The following is a 20,560-nucleotide window of genomic DNA, read 5'->3' on the forward strand; positions in this document are numbered from 1 at the left end:
CAGCGCTCCGGCGGGTTGCTAGCATGACTGGCTGTTCGGATCGCGCAGGTCGCGCGCGACGACCCCGTAAGGAGCTCACGTGGCAAACGTGCTGGAGAAGGTCCTCCGCATCGGCGAAGGACGGACCCTCCGACGGCTGAAGGCGTACGCCTCGGCCATCAACGACCTCGAGGACGACTTCGCGAGCCTCACCGACGAGGAGCTCCAGGACGAGACGAAGGAGCTCCGCGAGCGGTACGCCAACGGGGAGTCCCTCGACGACCTCCTGCCGGAGGCGTTCGCCGCCGTGCGCGAGGCAGCCAAGCGCACCCTCGGCATGCGGCACTTCGACGTGCAGCTCATGGGCGGCGCGGCCCTGCACCTCGGCAACATCGCCGAGATGAAGACCGGTGAGGGCAAGACCCTCGTCGCGACGACCGCCGCCTACCTCAACGCGATCCCGTCGCGCGGCGTGCACGTCATCACGGTCAACGACTTCCTCGCGTCGTACCAGTCCGAGATCATGGGTCGCGTCTTCCGTGCGCTCGGCATGAGCACCGGCTGCATCATCGCGAACCAGTCGCCGGCCGAGCGCCGCGAGCAGTACGCGGCCGACATCACCTACGGCACGAACAACGAGTTCGGCTTCGACTACCTGCGCGACAACATGGCGTGGCAGGCCTCCGACATGGTGCAGCGCGGCCACTACTTCGCGATCGTGGACGAGGTCGACTCGATCCTCATCGACGAGGCTCGCACGCCGCTCATCATCTCGGGGCCGTCCTCGGGCGAGGCGAACCGCTGGTTCACCGAGTTCGCGTCGATCGCCACCCGCCTGATCCCGGGCGAGGACTACGAGGTCGACGAGAAGAAGCGCACGGTCGGCGTGCTCGAGCCCGGCATCGAGAAGGTCGAGGACTATCTCGGCATCGACAACCTGTACGAGTCGGCGAACACCCCGCTCATCTCCTTCCTGAACAACTCGATCAAGGCCGTGGCCCTGTTCAAGAAGGACAAGGACTACGTCGTGATGAACGGCGAGGTGCTCATCGTCGACGAGCACACCGGTCGCATCCTCATGGGCCGGCGCTACAACGAGGGCATCCACCAGGCGATCGAGGCGAAGGAGGGCGTCGAGGTCAAGGCCGAGAACCAGACCCTCGCGACCGTCACGCTGCAGAACTACTTCCGCCTGTACCAGAAGCTCTCCGGCATGACCGGTACCGCCGAGACCGAGGCGGCCGAGTTCATGTCGACCTACAAGCTCGGCGTGGTCCCCATCCCGACGAACAAGCCGATGCAGCGCATCGACCAGACCGACCTCGTCTACAAGAACGAGAAGGCGAAGTTCGAGCAGGTCGCCGTCGACATCGCCGAGCGCCACGAGAAGGGCCAGCCGGTCCTCGTGGGCACCACGAGCGTCGAGAAGTCCGAGTACCTGTCGAAGCTCCTCGCGAAGAAGGGCGTCAAGCACGAGGTCCTCAACGCGAAGAACCACGCCCGCGAAGCCGCGATCGTCGCGCAGGCCGGTCGACTCGGGGCCGTCACGGTCGCCACGAACATGGCCGGCCGCGGTACCGACATCATGCTCGGCGGCAACTCCGAGTTCCTGGCCGTGCAGGAGATGCACGCCAAGGGCCTGTCCCCGACGGAGACGCCGGAGGAGTACGAGGCCGCCTGGGACGACGTCTTCGCCCGCGTCAAGGCCGAGATCAAGGAAGAGGCCGACAAGGTCCGCGACGCCGGCGGTCTGTACGTCCTCGGTACGGAGCGCCACGAGTCGCGCCGCATCGACAACCAGCTCCGAGGGCGTTCCGGTCGTCAGGGCGACCCGGGCGAGAGCCGCTTCTACCTGTCGCTGACCGACGACCTGATGCGCCTGTTCAACTCCGGTGCGGCCGAGAGCCTGATGGGCCGCTCGAACGTGCCGGACGACATGGCGATCGAGAACAAGCTGGTCAGCCGGGCGATCCGGTCCGCCCAGGCGCAGGTCGAGGGCCGCAACGCGGAGATCCGCAAGAACGTCCTGAAGTACGACGACGTCCTGAACCGCCAGCGCGAGGCGATCTACAGCGACCGTCGTCACATCCTCGAGGGCGACGACATCAACGACCGTGCGCAGTCGTTCCTCAAGGCCGTGATCGACGACGTCATCGACACGCACACCGGCGAGGGCTCCCCGGACGACTGGGACCTCGACGCGATGTGGACCGAGCTCGGCACGCTGTACCCGATCTCGATCTCCATCGACGAGGTCATCACCGAGGCCGGTTCGAAGGGCAAGGCGACGCGCGAGTTCCTGGCACGCGAGATCCTGTCCGACGCCAAGCTCGCGTACCAGCAGCGTGAGGAGCTCCTCGGTGACGAGGCCATGCGCGAGCTCGAGCGCCGCGTCGTCCTCTCCGTGATCGACCGTCGTTGGCGGGACCACCTGTACGAGATGGACTACCTCAAGGACGGCATCGGCCTCCGCGCGATGGCACAGCGCGACCCGCTGGTCGAGTACCAGCGCGAGGGCTACGCGCTCTTCCAGAGCATGATGGGCCAGATCCGCGAGGAGTCGGTCGGGTACCTGTTCAACCTCGAGGTCCAGGTGCAGTCGGACGGCGACAACGCGGTCATCGAGGCGAAGGGGCTCGGGGAGTCCGAGGCCACCGGGCTCGAGTACTCGGCGCCGTCGATCGACGGCGAGGTCGAGGTGCGCGACGAGCGCGGACGCCTGGAGCAGGCCGCCACCGCTCGCGCGCAGCGCGCTCAGGCCGAGGCCGAGGCAGAGGCCGCCGGCCCGGAGCAGGGGTCGGCGTTCGGCAACGCGGCGACCGCCTCCGGTCAGGCCGCCGCGGGGAACCGCGCGGAGCGTCGTCAGGCCGCCAAGAAGGGCTGACGCCCCACGACGACGGACGGGAGGCGCGGTGCCGGACGGCACCGCGCCTCCCGTCCGTCGTGTCCCCGGTGCGGGATCAGAGCACCCCGATCGCGGTCGCTCGCCAACGCCCCTGCCGCAGCTCGAGCCGGAGCGCGACGGCACGCGCGTGGCTGCGCGTGTGCACCACCACGGCTGCCTCAGCGACGCCGGGTGCCGGCTCGCAGACCCGGACGCTCCCGACCTGCAGGATCGGGCGGGCGCGGGACCGTCTCCCGATCGACCGCGCTCGAGCGCCGAGGGCGGCACGCTGCAGCAGGTGCCGCTGCACGTCCTCGGTGATCCAGCGCGCGATGCTGTCGACCTCGCGCCCACCGGTCAGGACCTCGACGACGCACAGCCCGAGTGCTCGCGCCGTGTCGGTGACGTCCGGTGTCGCCGTCGTGGTCGTGGTCTCGGACGACGTCCCGGCCTCGGCGCCGTCCGCGACGTCGGGGTGGCCCCTGCCCGCCGCCACGAGCTCCCGGTGCTCGGACTCGCTCCTCGGTGTCGTCCCGGTCACCGGCGCGAGCGTCCGCGGTACCGGTCCGCTCTGGTCGTCCGCCGTGATCGGACGCGCTTCTCCTGCCGCCATGTCCCCTCCAGTCCCGAGCGTACGGACGAATGGCGCATGTGAAATACCGACGTCATCGTGCTTGTGGAGGGACGTCGTTCTCCACAGACGGGCGCACCTAGACTTGCCGGGTGTCGACCCTCAGTGATCTCGTCCTCGCGCAAGGCCGGTCCTCGGAAGCGGACGTGGAGTGGCTCCACCTGCTCGTGGGGGACTGGCAGCTCCTCGCCGACCTCTCCTTCGCGGACATGGTGCTGTGGGTGCCGACGGCCGTGGACGGCTCGTTCATGGCCGTGGCGCACGCGCGTCCGAGCTCGGCGGCGACCCTGTTCTACCGCGACATCGTCGGGCAGGAGATGCGTGAGGAGTGGCGCGACCAGGTCACCCAGTGCTTCGCGAGCGCCACGGTCGTCGACTCGGCCGAGCCGGACTGGTACGAGGACACGCCGACCCGGGTCCGTGCGATCCCCGTGCTCCGCCGGCTGACGACGAACAGCACCGAGACGACCGACCGTCCGATCGCGGTGGTCACCCGGCACTCGAACCAGGACGAGATGCGGACGCCGAGCCGCCAGGAGCTGAACTTCACCGCGAGCGCGAACGACCTGTTCGGCATGATCGCGACCGGTGACTTCCCCGACCTCGGGGCGCCGGCTGGTCCGCGCCGCGGCGCGCCCCGCGCGAGCGACGGTCTGCTCCGCCTCGACACGAACGGCACCGTGACCTTCGCGAGCCCGAACGGCCTCAGTGCCTTCAACCGCATGGGCTTCGAGGGGGAGCTCGAGCGGAAGTCCCTCGCCGAGGTGACCACCGAGCTCATCGGCTCGAAGCTCGACGTCGACGAGTCCCTCCCGCTCGTCGTGACCGGTCGTGCGCCGTGGCGCGCCGACGTCGAGGCGAAGGGCGTGACGGTGTCACTCCGATCGATCCCGCTGCGTGACCACGGGGAGCGCATCGGCGCCATCGTGCTCTGCCGCGACGTCACCGAGCTGCGGCACCAGGAGCGTGAGCTCATCACCAAGGACGCGACGATCCGCGAGATCCACCACCGGGTGAAGAACAACCTGCAGACGGTCGCGTCGCTGCTGCGGATCCAGGCCCGACGGACCCACTCCGACGAGGCCCGCACGTCACTGCAGAACGCGATGCGCCGGGTCGCTGCGATCGCCGTCGTGCACGACACCCTGTCGACCGGTCTCAGCCAGAACGTCGACTTCGACGAGGTGTTCGACTCGGTGCTCAAGCTCGTGACCGAGGTCGCCGCGTCGCACAACACCACCGTCCGCCCGAAGAAGACCGGCGAGTTCGGCGTGCTGCCCTCCGAGGCCGCGACGCCTCTCGCGCTCGGGCTCACCGAGCTCGTCACGAACGCCGTGGAGCACGGGCTCGACGGGCGCGACGGCGAGGTCGAGATCGTCGCGAACCGCGCCGACGACCACCTCGACATCGAGGTCCGTGACAACGGTGTGGGCCTGCCCGAGGGCAAGGTCGGCTCGGGTCTCGGCACGCAGATCGTCCGCACGCTCATCCAGGGCGAGCTCGGCGGCACGATCGACTGGCACACGCTCACCGGCAGCGGGACCGAGGTCACGATCACGATCCCGTTCCGCTGGCTGACGGCCGCCGGCGCCGCCTAGGCCGACGCGTCGCGGGCGTGTTCGTGTGGCGTCCGTTGCCCGTGCACAACCGGAAGCACCTCGCGCCGCGGGTATCCGTGGTGCGAGGTGCTTCCGGTTGTGCGGCCGTCCCACGGCGGAGGCGGGCGACGGCGGCGGTCCCACGGCGATCGCGGGCGGCACCGCACGCCTGCGACGCCCGCGCGCACGACGACGCCCGTCGCTCCCGGGGGAGCGACGGGCGTCGTCGTGTCAGGAGCGCTGCGTCAGGAGGCGCGGCGGGCGCGGGCAGCGCGGCGCTTCAGCGCACGACGCTCGTCCTCGCTCAGGCCGCCCCAGACACCGGAGTCCTGGTTGTTCTCGAGGGCGTACTGCAGGCACATCTCGGTCACGGTGCACCGCGCGCACACCGACTTCGCCTTCTCGATCTGGTCGACGGCCGGTCCGGTGTTCCCAACGGGGAAGAAGAGCTCGGGGTCCGCGGTGAGGCAGGCTGCCTGGTCACGCCAGTCCATGTGTGGTGCTCCTTGATGTCGATGCTCGAACGGCAGGCCGGGGCCGCGGCTCGGGGATCGGAACGCTGGCATGCACAGGGCACGAGGGGAACCTGTGGGGGAGGCTTCCGCTGGGAGCGAGTCTGACGCCCGCTGGACGCTCGGGGGAGAAGCGTCGAACCGCGGGAGACGCACACCACATCGTGCCGTCCAAACGACCTCGAATATCGTTCCATACTGGGATGACCAAATCAAGGGTCCCGATGCTGGAGGCTTGCTGTGCCCGACACCACCCCGACCGCTCCGGACCACGTCCCGGGCCGCCCGCCGGCCGTCACGACCCTGCTCGTCGTGGTGGGGCTCGAGGCCCTCGCGCTCGTCGTCACGACCGTCGTGCTGCTCGTGGAGTCGATCGTCGCCCCGTCGTCGAGCATCGCCTCGGCCGTCGCGCTCACCCTGCTCTGCGCGGTCGCCGCGCTGTGGCTGGTCTCGCTGGTCGTCGGGCTGCGCAACCGTCGGGCGTGGGTCCGCGCCGGCATCCTCGTGTGGCAGGTGATGCAGGGCGCCCTGGCCATCGGTGCGTTCCAGGGCGTGTTCCGGGTCGCCTGGGTCGGCTGGGCCCTCCTGATCCCCGCGCTGCTCGGGCTCACCCTGGTGCTCTCGCGTGCCGTGACGGGGTGGCTCGTCCCGCGCGACGCTCGCGACGAGTAGCCGCGACCCCGGGACGGACGAGAGCGCGCCCCGCTCAACGGGACGTGCCGACGCACGGGAGGCGCGCTGCCAGCTGGCAGCGCGCCTCCCGTCCGTGACGTGGCCGGGTCTCAGACCAGGCCGAGCTTCTTCCGCAGGCTCGCCACGTGCCCGGTCGCCTTCACGTTGTAGAGCGGCAGCTGCACGACGCCGTCCTCGTCGACGACGACCGTCGACCGGATCGTGCCGGTGACGATCTTCCCGTAGTTGTTCTTCTCGCCCCACGCGGCGTACGCCCGGTGCACCGCCAGGTCCGGGTCGCTGAGGAGCGGGAAGGTCAGCGCCTGCTCGTGCTGGAAGGTCTTGAGCTTCGCGGGCTCGTCCTTCGAGATGCCCAGGACCTCGTAGCCGGCTGCCTGGAGCGACGACATGTTGTCGCGGAAGTCGCAGGCCTCGGTCGTGCACCCGGGGGTCGACGCCGCCGGGTAGAAGTACACGATCACCTTGCGACCCCGCAGGTCCGCGAGGCTGTGCTGCGCGCCGTCCTGGTCCGGGAGGGTGAAGTCGGGGGCGGTGTCGCCGGCTGCAAGACGGTCGGTCATGGTGCTCCTGTTCGGTCGCGGCGCCCGAGTGGTCGTGGGCACGCGAAAGTCATGCTAATGTTGTTTCCCGTTGCAGCACGGAAGTGCGAGAGCGACAGACAACTGAACACCATGCGCCTCTAGCTCAATTGGCAGAGCAACTGACTCTTAATCAGTGGGTTCTCGGTTCAAGTCCGAGGGGGCGCACCGCAAGGCCCGGTCGGATCACTCCGACCGGGCCTTCTTCGTTCCCCGGGACGGTCCGGTCGGTGGCCCCGGAGGGCGACACGCGCGGACTGCAGTCGGGGCGCAGATCCGCGACCAGGATCTCGGACGTGCTCTCGAGTCCGACCCGGGGCGGCCTCAGGTGGTCGGGAGGTCGACCACGCGCGTCCCGCCGACGAGGGGTGCGAGGGCACCGCCCGTCGCCGCCGCGAGCTCGGCACCCAGGACGTCGAGCGCGTCCTCGGGGACCCAGAGCGTGAACCCGACGGTGCTGCCGTAGGTCGGGGGGTCGAAGGTCGCTCCGTGCTGCTGCACCCACTGCCGGAGCACGTTGTCGATGCGGCCGGCGTCCGCGTGGGGCGCGGTGACGTCGACGCGGGTCAGCTCGACGCGCTGCAGCGTCGTGGCGCGGTCCAGCGTCTCGGACACCGAGGTCGAGTACGCGCGGACGAGTCCGCCCGCACCGAGCTTCACCCCACCGAAGTACCGGGTCACGACGGCGACCACGTCGGTCAGGTCGCGGCGACGCAGGACCTCGAGCATGGGGACCCCGGCGGTCCCGGACGGCTCCCCGTCGTCGGAGGACCGTGCCTGGTCGCCGAGCACCCCAGTGACCATCGCGGAGCAGTTGTGCCGGGCGTCCCAGTACCGGCGGCGGACCTCGGCGACGGCGCGCTCCGCGTCCTCGACCCCGCTGACGGGGACGACCGTGGTGACGAACCGCGACCTCGTGACGACGATCTCGTGCTCGACGGTGCCGGCGATGGTCGACGGGAAGTGGCGGGGCACGTGCTCGAGGGTAGCCGCGCGCCGTCGGCGGCCCGCGCTACCATGGCGTGCACAGCCGACGACTGGGGAGGAGTCCGATCGACATGACGACCGTGGATCCCAGGGGCGGCGCGCTCGACGCTGCCGAGCTCGCTCGTCGACTCAACCTGTTGCTCGACTTCGAGGAGTCGCAGCGCGGCGCTCCCGTGCCCTTCGCGGCGATCGAGGAGTACGTCGCGGCGCAGGGCGGTTCGCTCTCCCGCGCCAAGTGGACGTACATGCTCTCCGGCGACGGCCGACGCAACCGGGACACCGACCTCCTGCGCCTGCTCGCCGGGTTCTTCGAGGTCGACGAACGCTTCCTGCTCGAGGACAGTGCGGTGCCCGAACGGATCGGCGCCCAGATCGCGCTCGTCCGTGCGCTGCGGTCGGCACGGGTGAGCGGCTTCGCCGCGCGGACGTTCCCGGGGGAGCTCTCACCCGAGGCCCTGCGGCGCATCGCCCAGGTGCTCGAGGAGGAGTCGGCACGAGGGGGTGTGGCGTGACGGACCCCTCGGTCGAGGCCTTCTGGGCCCGCGGGGCAGCCGAGGGCTGGTCGGACATCGACCAGGCCGTCGCCGCTGCCGCCGACCACGTCGGCAAGCCGGTCGTCGTGCGCGAGGAGTCGTTCCTCAGCGCCGAGCCGGTCTGCGGGTTCGTGGCGACGCTCGAGCACCAGCACCTCGTGATGATCTCCCCGACGAACTCGGCGACGTTCCGGTCGTTCGTCATCGGCCACGAGCTCGGGCACGTGCTGCACCGGCACTCGGAGCACGCGGCACAGTCGGCCTACGTGCGCGACGTGATCCCGGACGTCCCCGAGTACAAGGTGGAGCGAGCACTCGCGCGCGGGCTGTTCTCGAACACCTACGAGCACGAGGCCGAGCTCTTCGCCGACCGCCTCGCCGCCCTCATCCGGTCGAACCGAGGTCGTCCGAGCGCCTTCCGCGGGGTCTTCGGGTGATCGTCTCCGTCACGATGGCGGTGGTCCTCGTCGTCGGGACGGTGGTGCTGTTCCGACTGCAGCGGGGGCAGGACCGGACGCTCGCGGTGACGTTCCTGCTGTTCACCGCGACGATCGTCACGAACGTCGATCCGCTGTACCGCTGGCTCGACCCGCTCGTCGGTGGCCGCAACGTCGTCACGGTCGTCAGCGACTGCCTGATGATCGCCGGGACGAGCACGCTCCTCTGGGGCGTCGCGAAGGCCGTCGGCGCAGCGTGGCGGTGGCTGCGGACCGCCATCATCGTCGCGTTCGTGGTCGTCGTGGTGGTGGTCGTGGCGGCGTTCCTCGCGCTCGACCAGCCGCCGACCACGACGACGTTCATGCTCGTCGCGGGGCACCAGCCCGCCGCGGCCGTCTACTCGATCGCGCAGACGACCTACCTCGGCACCGCGGTCGGCGCCACCGGTGTGATCTGCATCATGCGCCTGCGGGAGGCCCGGACGGCGGCGGACCTGGTCGGGCTGTGGGTGATCGTGCTCGGCGGGGTCCTCGGTGTCGTGCGGATGGTCGTCGTCGCCGTGATGGACGTCGCACACGTGGTCGGTCGCCTCGACGTCACCCGCGCGCTCACCCCGCCGTACGACGTCACGACGCCCGGCGCGGTGCTCTGCATGGCCTCGGGGATGCTGCTGCTGGTCATCGGCCACCAGCTCTCCCGTCGACGCCGTGCGCGCCGCCTGGACGCCGCCCTGGCCGCCCTCGAGCCGCTGCACGCCCGCATCGGTACCGACAACGCCTACCCGGCGACCGAGGACACCGCGACGCGGCTCAGCCGGACCATCGTGGAGATCAACGACGGTGCCCGCCGCTCGCGCCGACCGCTGGACGCCGACGAGCGCATCGTGCTCGCCGAGGCGGAGTCCGCGCTCGACGAAGCGCTCGCGCCTGCTCGCGACTCCGTCTGAGTCCTGCTCGTCTGCATCGGTCGGATCACGTTCCCGAGCAGCGCTCGACGTTGCGGCGTGCTTCCGTGTAGGGTCTGTAGCACGTGCTACACGGCGGGGTCCCTCGTCGTCGGCACGCCGGGGAGGTCTCGGCCGCGTTGGGGGCGGCCGAGCACCCCCGGGCTCACGCTCCGGTCACGAGCCGGGATCGCGTCGCTGTCTAGACTCGTCGGGTGACCGTCTTCGCCGCCATCGTCCTGTTCCTCGCCGCCGTGTTCAACCTCGTGACCTGGCCGCGCTTCTTCCAGCGGGTCGCGAAGGACAGCCGGGCGCGCGACGCGGCCGGCAAGCCGACGACGTTCTACACGGTGCACCTGGTGCTGCTGCTCATCGCCTTCGCGATCGCCCTCGCCGCCGTGGTCGCGGGGATCCTGCTGCTGGTCTGACGCGGTCCGAGTGGCCACCTGACGGACGGGAGGCGCGGTGCCGGCTGGTACCGCGCCTCCCGTCCGTCCGTGGTCACCATGCGCTCGTGAGCCGCCGCCGTCCCGGCGAGCCGCCGCCGTCCCGGCGAGACGCCGCCGTGCCGGCGAGACGCCGCTGTATCCGGCGGCGTCTCGCGGCGCCTGCGGTGTCTCGCACGAACGCAGGCGTCTCGAACTGATGCAGGCGTCTCGCGCTGACGCCGGCGTCCCGCGCTGATGCCGGCGTCTCGCACTGACGCCGGCGTCTCGCGCGCGGCGAGCGACCCGGACGGCTCAGGAAGCCGGCGGCAGCGGCGCCCCGAGCGCCCGCTCGAGCCCGAGCCGCGCCACCCGCTCGTCGCCGGTGTCGAGCAGCACGCGGAACGTCTCGTCCTCGCAGACGAACTCCACGCACACCGCGTCGAAGTCGCACGGCTCGATGCGCCACCCGGTGATCAGGTCAGTCGGCACCTGCGTCAGTGCGTCGCGCTCGAAGCTCGTCTCCGCGCGGACGGTGTCGTCGTAGACCCGGATCCGCCCGAAGGTGCCACGCCAGGTGAGTTGGAGGTCGAGCGTGGGGGAGACAGAAGGGTCCGGCACGCGCCGATCGTACCGGCGCGCACCGGACCCTGTCCGGGAGGCGCGATCAGCCGCGGGAGCTGCCCGACCCGTCCTGTCCGTCGCGGCGGACCTGGTTCGCGGGGTCGCGCACACCGATCGGGAACGGCCCGGTCACACCCTCGCGGAGCGCGGCGATGCGGAGGATGCGGTCGCGCTGCAGGAACCAGCCGACGATCAGCAGCGGGATGATGACCACGAGCGAGGCGATCGTGTACGTGCCGACGGGGTAGTCGATCGCCATGAGCACGACCACCGACGCCAGGAACGCGAGCGTCAACCACGAGGTGACCGGAGCGCCGGGCAGCTTGAACGACGGCTCCTTCGCGAGCCCCTGCTTCGCCCACTGCCGCAGCTTCATCTGGCAGAGGATGATCGTGCCCCACGCGGTGATGATGCCGAGGCTCGCGACGTTCAGCGCGATCTCGAACGCCTGCGCCGGCACGAAGTAGTTGAGGGCGACGCCCGCGACGGTGAACGCCGCGGTGAGCAGGATGCCGGCGTACGGCACACCGCCCTTCGACATCTTCGTGGTCCACTTCGGCGCGGAGCCGTTCATGCCCATCGAGTGCAGCGCGCGGCCGGTGGAGTACAGCCCCGCGTTCAGCGACGAGAGCGCCGCGGTGAGCACCACGAAGTTCATGATCGACCCAGCGACGACGCCGACCTGCGGGTTGCCGAGCGACGAGAAGAACGTCACGAAGGGGCTCTGCCCGTCCTTGTACGACGTGTACGGCAGGAGGAGGGAGAGCAGGACGACCGACCCGACGTAGAAGACCGCGATGCGGAAGACGACGGAGTTGATGGCGCGGGGGATGACCTTCTCGGTGTCCTGGGTCTCGCCGGACGCGGTGCCGACGAGCTCGATGGCGGCGTAGGCGAACACGACGCCCTGGACGACGAGCACCGCCGGCAGCACGCCGTTCGGGATGAGTCCGCCGTTGTCGGCCCAGATCGAGAAGCCCGTGCGGACCGCCTCGCCGCCGGTCTCCACCGGGAAGGCGAAGATCAGCCAGACGAGGGCGATCACGAGGAACGCGACGAGTGCGGCGACCTTGATGAGCGCGAACCAGAACTCGAGCTCGCCGAACACCTTGACGGCGACCATGTTGGCGGCGAGCACGACGACGAGGGCGATGAGTGCGAGGAGCCACTGCGGTGCCGCGGTGAACGCACTCCAGTAGTGGAGGTACAGCGCGACGGCGGTCGTGTCCACGATCGAGGTCATCGCCCAGTTCAGGAAGTACATCCACCCGGCTGCGTAGGCGAACTTCTCGCCGTAGAACTCGCGGGCGTAGGAGATGAACGACCCGGAGGACGGGCGGTGCAGGACGAGCTCGCCGAGCGCGCGCAGGATGAAGAACGCGAAGACGCCGGCGATCAGGTAGGTGACCGCCAGCGCGGGGCCGGCGGTGTTCAGGCGTCCACCCGCGCCGAGGAAGAGCCCGGTGCCGATGGCTCCACCGATCGCGATCATCTGCAGTTGCCGGGGCTTCAGACCGTGCTGGTAGCCCTCCTGCTCGTGCGAGAAGTCGTTCGCGGGCTTCGCAACACCCGTGTCGTTCTGCGCTGTCATGCGCGCCAACCTACATGCGTGGACGGCCCGGGGTGGAACGGGAGCCCACCCTGAACGACACCACAGGTGTGCCGACGCTGAACGCCCACCGACGCCGGTCCGACAGCATGGACGGATGGACACCCTCCTCCGACTCCTCGTCGCGATCGGGATCGCCCTGCTCGTGACGGCCGCCGCAGCGCTCGTCCTGCACCTCGTGCTCCGGACCATCGCCCGCCGGGAACGCTGGGCCGCGGTCCTGTCCCGGCGCACCAAGCACCCCGCGCGGTCGATCCTGCTCATCGCGCTGCTCTGGACGGCCTTCACGACGAGCATCCCGCACGACGAGGACACCTACCCGTGGCGCGACGAGGTCTCGCACGCCTTCCTCATCGCCACCATCGCCGTCGGCTGCTGGCTGGCGTGCCAGATCGCCATCTTCCTCGAGGACCTCGGCCTGCACCGCTACCGCGTCGACGTCCCCGACAACCGGGTGGCACGGCGCATCCGCACCCAGGTCCTCATCATCCGCCGACTCACGGTCGCCGTGCTCGTCATCATCGCGGTCGGCGCGATCCTGCTGACCTTCCCCGGGGTCGAGGCCGCGGGCGCGAGCGTCCTGGCCTCGGCCGGACTCATCTCCGTCGTCGCGGGTCTCGCGGCGCAGTCCACCCTCGGCAACGTGTTCGCCGGCATGCAGCTCGCGTTCTCCGGGTCGATCCGCGTCGACGACGTCGTCGTGGTCGAGCAGCAGTGGGGGCGCATCGAGGAGATCACCCTGACCTACGTCGTCGTGCACCTGTGGGACGACCGCCGGTTCGTGCTCCCGTCGACCTACTTCACGTCCACGCCGTTCGAGAACTGGACCCGCACCGGCAGCGAGCTGCTGGGCGCGGTCGAGTTCGACCTCGACTGGCGGATCAGTCCGACCGAGATGCGCGGGGAGCTCGACCGCATCCTGTCGACCTCGACGATCTGGGACGGTCGGACCAAGGTGCTCCAGGTCACCGACGCGGTGAGCGGGCTCGTGCGGGTCCGCATCCTGGTGTCCGCTCCGGACGCCGGCGGCCTGTTCGACCTGCGCTGCTACGTCCGCGAGGAGATGGTCGAGTGGGTGCAGCGCGAGCACCCCGACGCCCTGCCCCGTCAGCGGGTGCAGGTCACGCAGGGCACCGAGCGCGTCGGCGAGCGCCGCGCCCGCACCGAGGAGCAGGACGCTGCGCTCTTCCGCGAGGGCGACGAGCGCACCGCGCTGTTCACCGGTCCGATCCAGACGTCCGACATCCGTCCGGACGAGGTCCCGCCCGAGCGCTGACCGCACGCCCTGACAGCCTGCGCTGACCGCACGGGCGTCCGCAGGTCGCGACGCCACGGGACGACGGACGGGAGGCGCGGTACCGGTGGGTACCGCGCCTCCCGTCCGTCGTCCGGTCACCGTCGTGACCGCGACGTGCGTCCTAGCGCTGGCGCGCCTTGACGGCTCGGTCGTCCTCGACGACCGTGCCGAGCGCGACGATCGTCGTCGCGAGCCACGCGATCCACGTGAGGGCAAGGCGCCAGTCGCGCGGCCCCTGCCGTGTGGTCTGCACGACGCTGTAGCCGCTGATGATCGAACTCCACACCGCACCGCTGAACATGAACTTCCGCACGGGTTCCTCCTCCTGGTCGTCCCCGCCACGCTACCGGCCGCTACATTGGAGCGCCGCCGGTCGCCCTGCCGGTCCGCAGAGCGAGGAGACACCGTGCGCCAGGCCGTCATCGGGGGAGTGCTGCTCGTCGTGGGCGCCGTCTGCGTCGCGCTCGGGCTGCTGCCCCTCTCGGACCTCGGCGCGCTGGCCGACCGGGTCGTCCCGGTGCTCGCGTTCGTGCTCGGGCTGACGATCGTGTCGGAGCTCGCGGCCGACGCCGGGGTCTTCGACCGGCTCGCCGACCTGGCGGCCCGGGTCGGCGGCGGGCGCACGATCGGCCTCTGGGCGGCCGTCGTCGTGCTCGCGGTGGTCTGCACGGTCTTCCTGAGCATCGACACCACGGCGGTGCTCCTCACCCCGATCGTCATCACGCTCGCGCGTCGCGTCGGGCTGCCGCCGATGCCCTTCGCGCTCACGACCGTGTGGCTCGCCAACACGGCGTCGCTCCTGCTGCCGGTGTCGAACCTGACGAACCTGCTCGCCGTCGACGGGATCGGCCTCGACGGCCCGATCCCGTTCGCCGGCCTCATGGTGTGGGCGGCGCTCGCCGGGGTCGTCGTGCCGTGCGCGGTGCTCCTCGTGGTGTTCCGCGGGAAGCTCTTCGGCCGGTACACGCCGGTCGACGTGCGACGGCCGCGCGACCCGCTGTTCTTCTGGGCGGCCTCGGTGGTGCTCGTCCTGCTCGTGGTCGCGCTGACCGCCGGCGTGACGGTCTGGGTCGCGGCGCTCGTCGCGGCGGCGCTGCTCGTCGTCGTCGCCGCGTTCCGCGCGCCGTCCGAGCTCCGGCCGTCCCGCGTCCCCTGGGCGACGCTCGTCTTCGCGGCCGGGCTGTTCGTCGTCGTCGAGACCCTGCACGCCACGGGGCTCACCGACCCGATCGTGCAGGCGCTGTCCGGTGGCACCGACACCGGGTCGCTCCTGCTGCTCGGCGGTGCCGGCGGGGTCGCGGCGAACGCGATCGACAACCTGCCCGCGTACCTGGTGCTCGAGCCGGCCGCCGGCCACGAGGCGCTGCGCTACGCGGCGCTCCTGGTCGGCGTGAACGCGGGGTGCCTCATCACGCCGTGGGCCTCGCTCGCGACGCTGCTGTGGCACGCACGGCTGTCGGCCGAGGGCGTGCACCTGTCGTGGGGACGCTACATGGCGCTGGGGTGCGTGGTCGCGCCGCTCACCGTCGTCGCCGGTGTGCTCGCGCTGCAGCTCTGAGGCGGCCGGCTACAGCCAGTCCTTGCTCTTGAACACGCGGTAGAGCACGAGCGACGTCGCGACGATCAGCGACACCGACGCGGCCAGTCCGCTCCAGTGCCCCTCCCCGGGGAACGTCACGTTCTGCCCGAAGAACCCGGTGATGGCGGTCGGGATCGCGATGATCGCCGCCCAGCTCGTCACCTTCTTCATCACGGTGTTCTGCCGGTTCGACGCCAGGTTCAGGTTCGTGTCGAGGACGCTCGACACCGCGTCGCGGAGCTGCTCGACCGAGTCCGCGATCGTCACGAGGTGGTCCTCGACGTCACGGAGGTACGGGCGGATGCCGTCGGCGATCGTCTCGGCGTCGCCGTGCAGCAGGGACCCGACGCTGTCGCGCGTGGGCACGACCTGCCGCCGGAGCACGCCGAGCGCCTTCCGCAGCCGGAAGGACCGGCGCTGGACCTGCTGCTCGCGCGGGTCCCCGTGCTCGAACAGGTCGTCCTCGAGGTCGTCGATGCGTGCCTCGATGTCCTCGACGGCCTTCGTGGCGTGGTCGACGACGGCGTCGAGGAGTCCCCAGACGAGCCAGGGCACCCCGCGGTCGGCCAGGTCGGCGTTCGCCTCCAGCCGCCGTTCGACGGCGCCGAGGTCGACGTCGGGGCCGTGGATGGTCACGAGCGCCCGGTGCGTGACGAAGGCCTTCACCTCGTGCGTGACGAGTTCGCCCTCGGCGTCGAGGCCGTCGACGTCGTAGACGACCAGGAACAGGCTGTCCCGGTAGCGGTCGAGCTTCGGCCGCTGCCCGTGCTCGAGGGCGTCCTCGACCGCGAGCGCGTGCACCCCGAGCTCGTCCTCGAGCTGGTCCAGGTCACCGGGGTCCGGGTCGACGTGGTCCACCCACACGAAGGTGCCGTCGTCGCGCTCCAGCAGGTCCGACACCCGTTCGACGGGGAAGTCCCGCTCCACCGCGGTGCCGTCCCGCCACGCCCGTGTCATGACCATGGCGACGAGCCTAGTGACGGCGCACCGAGAGCCGGCCGCCCCTCCGCTGGTACCGTCGGCCTCGATCCCGGCGCACCGGCCGGAGGGAACGGAGACACCAGCACCCCATGGCAGCAGACACCGACCCGGACCGCTACGCCTTCGTCGTCGCCTCGAACCGCCTCCCGGTGGACCGCGTCGTCGACGAGGACGGCAACGAGGGGTGGCGGCACTCGCCCGGCGGGCTGGTGACGGCGCTCGAACCGGTCATGCGCGCCAACGACGGCGCCTGGGTCGGGTGGGTCGGCCAGCCGGACGTCGAGGTCGCACCGTTCGACAACGAGGGCATCCACATCGTGCCGGTGCCGCTCAGCGCCGCCGACGTCGAGGAGTACTACGAGGGGTTCAGCAACGACACGCTGTGGCCGCTCTACCACGACGTCATCGAGCACCCGAGCTACCACCGCGACTGGTGGATCGCGTACCGACGCGTCAACGAGCGCTTCGCCGACCAGATCGCCGAGATCGTCGAGCAGGACGGCATCGTGTGGGTGCAGGACTACCAGCTGCAGCTCCTGCCGGCGCTGCTGCGGGAGCGCCGCCCCGACCTGACGATCGGCTTCTTCAACCACATCCCGTTCCCACCGGTCGGCATCTACGCGCAGCTGCCCTGGCGCGCGCAGATCCTCGACGGGCTGCTCGGTGCCGACGTGATCGGCTTCCAGCGCCAGGACGACGCGAGCGACTTCCTCCGCGCGGTCCGGCACATCAAGGGCTACACCACCAAGGGGTCGACCATCGACGTCCCCGTGGACGACCCGGCGGCCCCGCGGAGCCGCAAGGGCATCACCGTGCGGCACGTCGAGGCACGGCACTTCCCGATCTCCATCGATGCCGAGAGCTTCGAGGAGATCGCCCACCGGCCCGAGGTGCAGGAGCGCGCGCGGGAGATCCGCGAGAGTCTCGGCAACCCGAAGACCGTGCTGCTCGGCGTCGACCGGCTCGACTACACGAAGGGCATCCGGCACCGGATCAAGGCGTTCGGCGAGCTCGTCGAGGACGGCCGGATCGCGGTCGAGGACGCCACCCTCGTGCAGGTCGCGAGCCCGAGCCGCGAGCGGGTCGACACCTACGCGACGCTGCGCGACGAGATCGAGCTCACCGTCGGCCGCATCAACGGCGACCTCGGGGTCATCGGTCACCAGCCCATCGCGTACCTGCACCACGGGTACCCGCGCGAGGAGATGGTGGCGCTCTACCTGGCCGCCGACATCATGCTCGTCACGGCCCTGCGCGACGGCATGAACCTGGTCGCGAAGGAGTACGTGGCCGCCCGGTTCGACAACGACGGCGTGCTCATCCTGTCCGAGTTCGCGGGTGCCGCCGACGAGCTCAAGCAGGCCGTCATCGTCAACCCGCACGACATCGGCGCGCTGAAGGACTCGATCCAGCGCGCCATCGAGATGCCCCGCCGCGAGCGCTCCACGCGCATGCGCGCGCTCCGCAAGCGCGTCCGCGACAACGACGTGGCCCGGTGGTCCCGCTCGTTCCTCGAGGCGCTCGACCGGCACGCCCCGCGCGGGTCGCGGATCGACCCGTCCGACGACGGCGGCGAGCGGCACCGCGAGGCGGAGGACGACGGGATGTCGATCTTCGACCAGGACGCGCAGAAGGCGCGTGCCGCCGAGGACACCCGGGAGGCACGCGGTGCCTGAGGTCTCCACCGACCCGGCCGTCCTGGCGGCGGCCCTCGAGACGCTCGCGGCTGCGCCGCGACTGCTCGTCGCCCTCGACTTCGACGGCACGCTCGCACCCTTCGCCGACGACCCCGCACGGGTCGGGGCGCTCCCCGGCTCCTGGGCCGCGGTGCTCACCCTGCAGCGCGCCCGCGACACCGAGGTCGTGCTCGTCTCCGGGCGTCCGCTCGAGGGGCTCGCCCGGGTGTCGCACGCACCCGACGGCATGGCGCTCGTCGGGTCGCACGGCGTCGAGTGGCGCGTGGACGGCCACGACGAGGCCGCGCTGAGCGACGACGAGCTCGCGCGGGTCGAACGGGTCGGCGCTGCCCTCGACGAGGTCGGTGCACGGTTCCCCGACGTCGTGATCGAGCACAAGCCGGCAGGCCACGGTGTGCACACCCGACGGGCGAGCGCCGAGGACGCGGCCGCGGCGAACGCGGCGGCGCACGAGGCGGCGCACGCAGCAGACCCGGACGTGCTGGAGCGCGGCGGTAAGGACATCGTCGAGTTCGCCGTCCGGCACGTCACGAAGGGCGACGCGATCGATCGACTGCGCGAGCTCCGCGGCGCCGACGCGGTGTTCTTCGCCGGCGACGACGTCACCGACGAGGACGCCTTCCGGGTGCTCCGCGACGGCGACGTCGGCGTGAAGGTGGGGGAGGGCGACACGCTCGCCGCCCATCGCGTGGCCGACCCCGCGGCGCTCACCGACGTCCTGAAGCAGCTCGGACGCCTGCGCGCGACGCGCTGACGACCCGGCCCCGCGCCTCCCGTCCGCCCGTCAGTTCCAAGGGGGTCCGCGGCGTCGTGTCCGGTTGGTATCCCAACTGGTCCTAGACTGCCTCCATGCCTGACATCGACGTGAAGCCGCGCAGCCGGGTCGTCACCGACGGGATCGAAGCGACCACCTCGCGTGGCATGCTCCGCGCCGTCGGCATGGGCGACGCCGACTGGGACAAGCCGCAGATCGGGATCGCCTCGTCCTGGAACGAGATCACCCCCTGCAACCTCTCGCTCGACCGCCTCGCCCAGGGCGCGAAGGAGGGCGTGCACTCCGGCGGCGGGTACCCGCTGCAGTTCGGCACCATCTCCGTCTCCGACGGCATCTCGATGGGCCACGAGGGCATGCACTTCTCGCTCGTCTCCCGCGAGGTCATCGCCGACAGCGTCGAGACGGTCGTCAACGCCGAGCGCCTCGACGGCACCGTGCTGCTCGCCGGCTGCGACAAGTCGCTCCCCGGCATGCTCATGGCCGCCGCGCGCCTGGACCTCGCGAGCGTCTTCCTCTACGCGGGTTCGGTCATGCCGGGCTACGTGAAGCAGGCCGACGGCTCCTTCAAGGAGGTCACGATCATCGACTCCTTCGAGGGCGTCGGTGCGTGCAAGGCCGGCACCATGACCGAGGCCGAGCTCAAGGAGATCGAGTGCGCGATCGTCCCGGGCGAGGGCGCCTGCGGCGGGATGTACACCGCGAACACGATGGCGAGCGTGGCCGAGGCCCTCGGCATGTCGCTGCCCGGGTCCGCGGCCCCGCCGAGCGCCGACCGTCGCCGTGACTACTACGCCCACCGCTCCGGCGAGGCGGTCGTCAACATGCTGCGCCTCGGGCTCACCGCCCGCCAGATCCTGACGAAGGAGGCGTTCGAGAACGCCATCGCCGTCGCGATGGCGCTGGGAGGCTCGACCAACGTCGTGCTGCACCTGCTCGCGATCGCGCACGAGGCCGAGGTCGAGCTGAGCCTCGACGACTTCAACCGCATCGGCTCGAAGGTGCCGCACCTGGCGGACATGAAGCCGTTCGGCAAGTACGTCATGGTCGACGTCGACCGCAACGGCGGCATCCCGGTGATCATGAAGGCGCTGCTCGAGGCCGGTCTGCTGCACGGCGACGTCATGACCGTCACCGGCAAGACCCTCGCCGAGAACCTGGCCGAGATCGATCCGCCGGAGCTCGACGGCGAGGTCTTCCGGAAGCTCGACAACCCGATCCACACCACCGGTGGCCTGACGATCCTCAAGGGCTCGTTCGCGCCCGAGGGTGCCGTCGTGAAGACCGCCGGCTTCGACGCCGCCGTGTTCGAGGGCCCGGCGCGGGTGTTCGACCGCGAGCGCGCGGCCATGGACGCCCTGACCGAGGGACGGATCCAGAAGGGCGACGTGGTGGTCATCCGCTACGAGGGTCCGAAGGGCGGTCCCGGCATGCGCGAGATGCTCGCCATCACCGCGGCCATCAAGGGCGCGGGCCTGGGCAAGGATGTACTACTGTTGACGGACGGACGATTCTCAGGCGGCACAACCGGCCTGTGCATCGGCCACATCGCACCGGAAGCCGTGGACGCAGGTCCAGTGGCATTCGTGCGCGATGGCGACCGCATCCGTGTCGACATCGCGGCTCGCTCGCTCGACCTACTGGTCGACGACGCCGAGCTGGAGGCCCGCCGAGAAGGCTGGGCCCCGCTGCCCCCGCGCTACACCCGCGGAGTCCTCGCGAAGTTCGCGAAGCTCGTCCAGTCCGCCGCCAAGGGCGCGGTCACGGGCTAGCGTCGACACGTTCGAACCGCCATCCCTC

At 70.7% G+C, this 20,560-nt stretch carries 20 protein-coding genes and 1 tRNA gene; 13 read left to right on the plus strand and 8 right to left on the minus strand.

The genetic code is table 11. The features are described 5' to 3' along the window. Window positions 1–79 precede the first annotated feature (79 nt). On the plus strand, window positions 80–2,863 hold the full coding sequence (gene secA / locus ACIQFY_RS07810; RefSeq protein ID WP_209685226.1) for a preprotein translocase subunit SecA: 2,784 nt from the start codon (window positions 80–82) through the stop codon (window positions 2,861–2,863). A gap of 76 nt (window positions 2,864–2,939) precedes the next feature. Here the strand turns inward: secA and ACIQFY_RS07815 are convergent, their stop codons facing one another. Then, complete coding sequence (locus ACIQFY_RS07815) at window positions 2,940–3,404, minus strand: Rv3235 family protein (RefSeq protein WP_209685228.1); 465 nt, start codon at window positions 3,402–3,404, stop codon at window positions 2,940–2,942. 182 nt (window positions 3,405–3,586) lie between these two features. Between ACIQFY_RS07815 and ACIQFY_RS07820 the strand changes: the two genes are divergently transcribed. Next, window positions 3,587–5,092 (plus strand): sensor histidine kinase, encoded by a 1,506-nt coding sequence (locus ACIQFY_RS07820; protein ID WP_209685230.1) that lies wholly within the window; start codon window positions 3,587–3,589, stop codon window positions 5,090–5,092. Window positions 5,093–5,337: 245 nt separating this feature from the next. Here the strand turns inward: ACIQFY_RS07820 and ACIQFY_RS07825 are convergent, their stop codons facing one another. Continuing rightward, entirely contained in the window at window positions 5,338–5,586 is a 249-nt protein-coding gene (locus tag ACIQFY_RS07825) for a WhiB family transcriptional regulator (protein WP_022904217.1), read from the minus strand. Window positions 5,587–5,844: 258 nt separating this feature from the next. Here ACIQFY_RS07825 and ACIQFY_RS07830 point away from each other — a divergent pair, with 258 nt between their 5' ends. Continuing rightward, window positions 5,845–6,276, plus strand: coding sequence for a hypothetical protein (locus tag ACIQFY_RS07830; protein WP_066654959.1), 432 nt, complete (start codon window positions 5,845–5,847; stop codon window positions 6,274–6,276). A gap of 110 nt (window positions 6,277–6,386) precedes the next feature. On the opposite strand, the gene bcp is transcribed toward ACIQFY_RS07830, so the two are convergent. Beyond that, window positions 6,387–6,857, minus strand: coding sequence for a thioredoxin-dependent thiol peroxidase (gene bcp, locus ACIQFY_RS07835; protein WP_066654958.1), 471 nt, complete (start codon window positions 6,855–6,857; stop codon window positions 6,387–6,389). Window positions 6,858–6,970: 113 nt separating this feature from the next. Here bcp and ACIQFY_RS07840 point away from each other — a divergent pair. After that, window positions 6,971–7,043 (plus strand) — tRNA-Lys (locus ACIQFY_RS07840). Between the two features lie 156 nt (window positions 7,044–7,199). Here ACIQFY_RS07840 and ACIQFY_RS07845 read toward each other — a convergent pair. Beyond that, the gene (locus ACIQFY_RS07845) at window positions 7,200–7,850 is read right to left on the minus strand and encodes a YigZ family protein (protein WP_066654956.1); all 651 of its coding nucleotides are present in this window, start codon (window positions 7,848–7,850) and stop codon (window positions 7,200–7,202) included. Between the two features lie 83 nt (window positions 7,851–7,933). On the opposite strand from ACIQFY_RS07845, the gene ACIQFY_RS07850 reads away from it, so the two are divergent. From ACIQFY_RS07850 to ACIQFY_RS07865, 4 genes are all read left to right on the plus strand, one after another. Beyond that, on the plus strand, window positions 7,934–8,374 hold the full coding sequence (locus tag ACIQFY_RS07850) for a hypothetical protein (RefSeq protein WP_066654954.1): 441 nt from the start codon (window positions 7,934–7,936) through the stop codon (window positions 8,372–8,374). Then, window positions 8,371–8,832 (plus strand): ImmA/IrrE family metallo-endopeptidase, encoded by a 462-nt coding sequence (locus ACIQFY_RS07855; RefSeq protein ID WP_066654952.1) that lies wholly within the window; start codon window positions 8,371–8,373, stop codon window positions 8,830–8,832. The genes ACIQFY_RS07850 and ACIQFY_RS07855 overlap by 4 nt, the downstream gene beginning before the upstream one ends. Next, window positions 8,829–9,779 (plus strand): hypothetical protein, encoded by a 951-nt coding sequence (locus ACIQFY_RS07860; protein WP_066654950.1) that lies wholly within the window; start codon window positions 8,829–8,831, stop codon window positions 9,777–9,779. Before ACIQFY_RS07855 ends, ACIQFY_RS07860 begins: the two co-directional genes overlap by 4 nt. 212 nt (window positions 9,780–9,991) lie before the next feature. Beyond that, window positions 9,992–10,204: an SCO4848 family membrane protein gene (locus tag ACIQFY_RS07865; protein WP_066654946.1), complete on the plus strand. Its 213-nt coding sequence runs from the start codon at window positions 9,992–9,994 to the stop codon at window positions 10,202–10,204. A gap of 312 nt (window positions 10,205–10,516) precedes the next feature. On the opposite strand, the gene ACIQFY_RS07870 is transcribed toward ACIQFY_RS07865, so the two are convergent. Together ACIQFY_RS07870 and ACIQFY_RS07875 are read right to left on the minus strand one after the other, a co-directional pair. Further along, on the minus strand, window positions 10,517–10,822 hold the full coding sequence (locus ACIQFY_RS07870) for a hypothetical protein (RefSeq protein ID WP_066654944.1): 306 nt from the start codon (window positions 10,820–10,822) through the stop codon (window positions 10,517–10,519). A gap of 46 nt (window positions 10,823–10,868) precedes the next feature. Then, the gene (locus ACIQFY_RS07875) at window positions 10,869–12,416 is read right to left on the minus strand and encodes an amino acid permease (RefSeq protein WP_066654943.1); all 1,548 of its coding nucleotides are present in this window, start codon (window positions 12,414–12,416) and stop codon (window positions 10,869–10,871) included. Between the two features lie 115 nt (window positions 12,417–12,531). On the opposite strand from ACIQFY_RS07875, the gene ACIQFY_RS07880 reads away from it, so the two are divergent. Continuing rightward, on the plus strand, window positions 12,532–13,710 hold the full coding sequence (locus tag ACIQFY_RS07880) for a mechanosensitive ion channel family protein (RefSeq protein ID WP_066654941.1): 1,179 nt from the start codon (window positions 12,532–12,534) through the stop codon (window positions 13,708–13,710). Window positions 13,711–13,852: 142 nt separating this feature from the next. Here ACIQFY_RS07880 and ACIQFY_RS07885 read toward each other — a convergent pair whose 3' ends face one another. Then, the gene (locus ACIQFY_RS07885; RefSeq protein WP_058728987.1) at window positions 13,853–14,044 is read right to left on the minus strand and encodes a hypothetical protein; all 192 of its coding nucleotides are present in this window, start codon (window positions 14,042–14,044) and stop codon (window positions 13,853–13,855) included. A gap of 93 nt (window positions 14,045–14,137) precedes the next feature. Between ACIQFY_RS07885 and ACIQFY_RS07890 the strand changes: the two genes are divergently transcribed. Beyond that, window positions 14,138–15,289 (plus strand): SLC13 family permease, encoded by a 1,152-nt coding sequence (locus ACIQFY_RS07890; RefSeq protein ID WP_066654936.1) that lies wholly within the window; start codon window positions 14,138–14,140, stop codon window positions 15,287–15,289. Between the two features lie 9 nt (window positions 15,290–15,298). Here the strand turns inward: ACIQFY_RS07890 and ACIQFY_RS07895 are convergent, their stop codons facing one another. After that, window positions 15,299–16,273 (minus strand): magnesium transporter CorA family protein, encoded by a 975-nt coding sequence (locus ACIQFY_RS07895; protein ID WP_066654931.1) that lies wholly within the window; start codon window positions 16,271–16,273, stop codon window positions 15,299–15,301. A 107-nt stretch (window positions 16,274–16,380) separates the two neighbouring features. Between ACIQFY_RS07895 and otsA the strand changes: the two genes are divergently transcribed. The 3 genes from otsA (at window position 16,381) to ilvD (ending at window position 20,532) form a co-directional block, all read left to right on the plus strand. Further along, on the plus strand, window positions 16,381–17,967 hold the full coding sequence (otsA, locus tag ACIQFY_RS07900; protein ID WP_066654929.1) for an alpha,alpha-trehalose-phosphate synthase (UDP-forming): 1,587 nt from the start codon (window positions 16,381–16,383) through the stop codon (window positions 17,965–17,967). Next, entirely contained in the window at window positions 17,960–18,742 is a 783-nt protein-coding gene (gene otsB, locus ACIQFY_RS07905; RefSeq protein WP_400339204.1) for a trehalose-phosphatase, read from the plus strand. The genes otsA and otsB overlap by 8 nt, the downstream gene beginning before the upstream one ends. Window positions 18,743–18,837: 95 nt before the next feature. Continuing rightward, window positions 18,838–20,532: a dihydroxy-acid dehydratase gene (gene ilvD / locus ACIQFY_RS07910; protein ID WP_066654925.1), complete on the plus strand. Its 1,695-nt coding sequence runs from the start codon at window positions 18,838–18,840 to the stop codon at window positions 20,530–20,532. Window positions 20,533–20,560 lie beyond the last annotated feature (28 nt).

This window comes from Curtobacterium sp. NPDC092190 (assembly GCF_044755625.1).
Classification (GTDB): domain Bacteria; phylum Actinomycetota; class Actinomycetes; order Actinomycetales; family Microbacteriaceae; genus Curtobacterium.

What these genes read in the sequence shown, in the direction of transcription:
- ACIQFY_RS07880 (WP_066654941.1), top strand. Translation starts at nt 12,532, where the DNA reads ATGGACACCCTCCTCCGACTCCTCGTCGCGATCGGGATCGCCCTGCTC.
- ilvD (WP_066654925.1), top strand. Translation starts at nt 18,838, where the DNA reads ATGCCTGACATCGACGTGAAGCCGCGCAGCCGGGTCGTCACCGACGGG.
- ACIQFY_RS07895 (WP_066654931.1), bottom strand. Translation starts at nt 16,273, where the DNA reads ATGGTCATGACACGGGCGTGGCGGGACGGCACCGCGGTGGAGCGGGAC.
- ACIQFY_RS07825 (WP_022904217.1), bottom strand. Translation starts at nt 5,586, where the DNA reads ATGGACTGGCGTGACCAGGCAGCCTGCCTCACCGCGGACCCCGAGCTC.
- ACIQFY_RS07875 (WP_066654943.1), bottom strand. Translation starts at nt 12,416, where the DNA reads ATGACAGCGCAGAACGACACGGGTGTTGCGAAGCCCGCGAACGACTTC.
- bcp (WP_066654958.1), bottom strand. Translation starts at nt 6,857, where the DNA reads ATGACCGACCGTCTTGCAGCCGGCGACACCGCCCCCGACTTCACCCTC.
- otsA (WP_066654929.1), top strand. Translation starts at nt 16,381, where the DNA reads ATGGCAGCAGACACCGACCCGGACCGCTACGCCTTCGTCGTCGCCTCG.
- ACIQFY_RS07850 (WP_066654954.1), top strand. Translation starts at nt 7,934, where the DNA reads ATGACGACCGTGGATCCCAGGGGCGGCGCGCTCGACGCTGCCGAGCTC.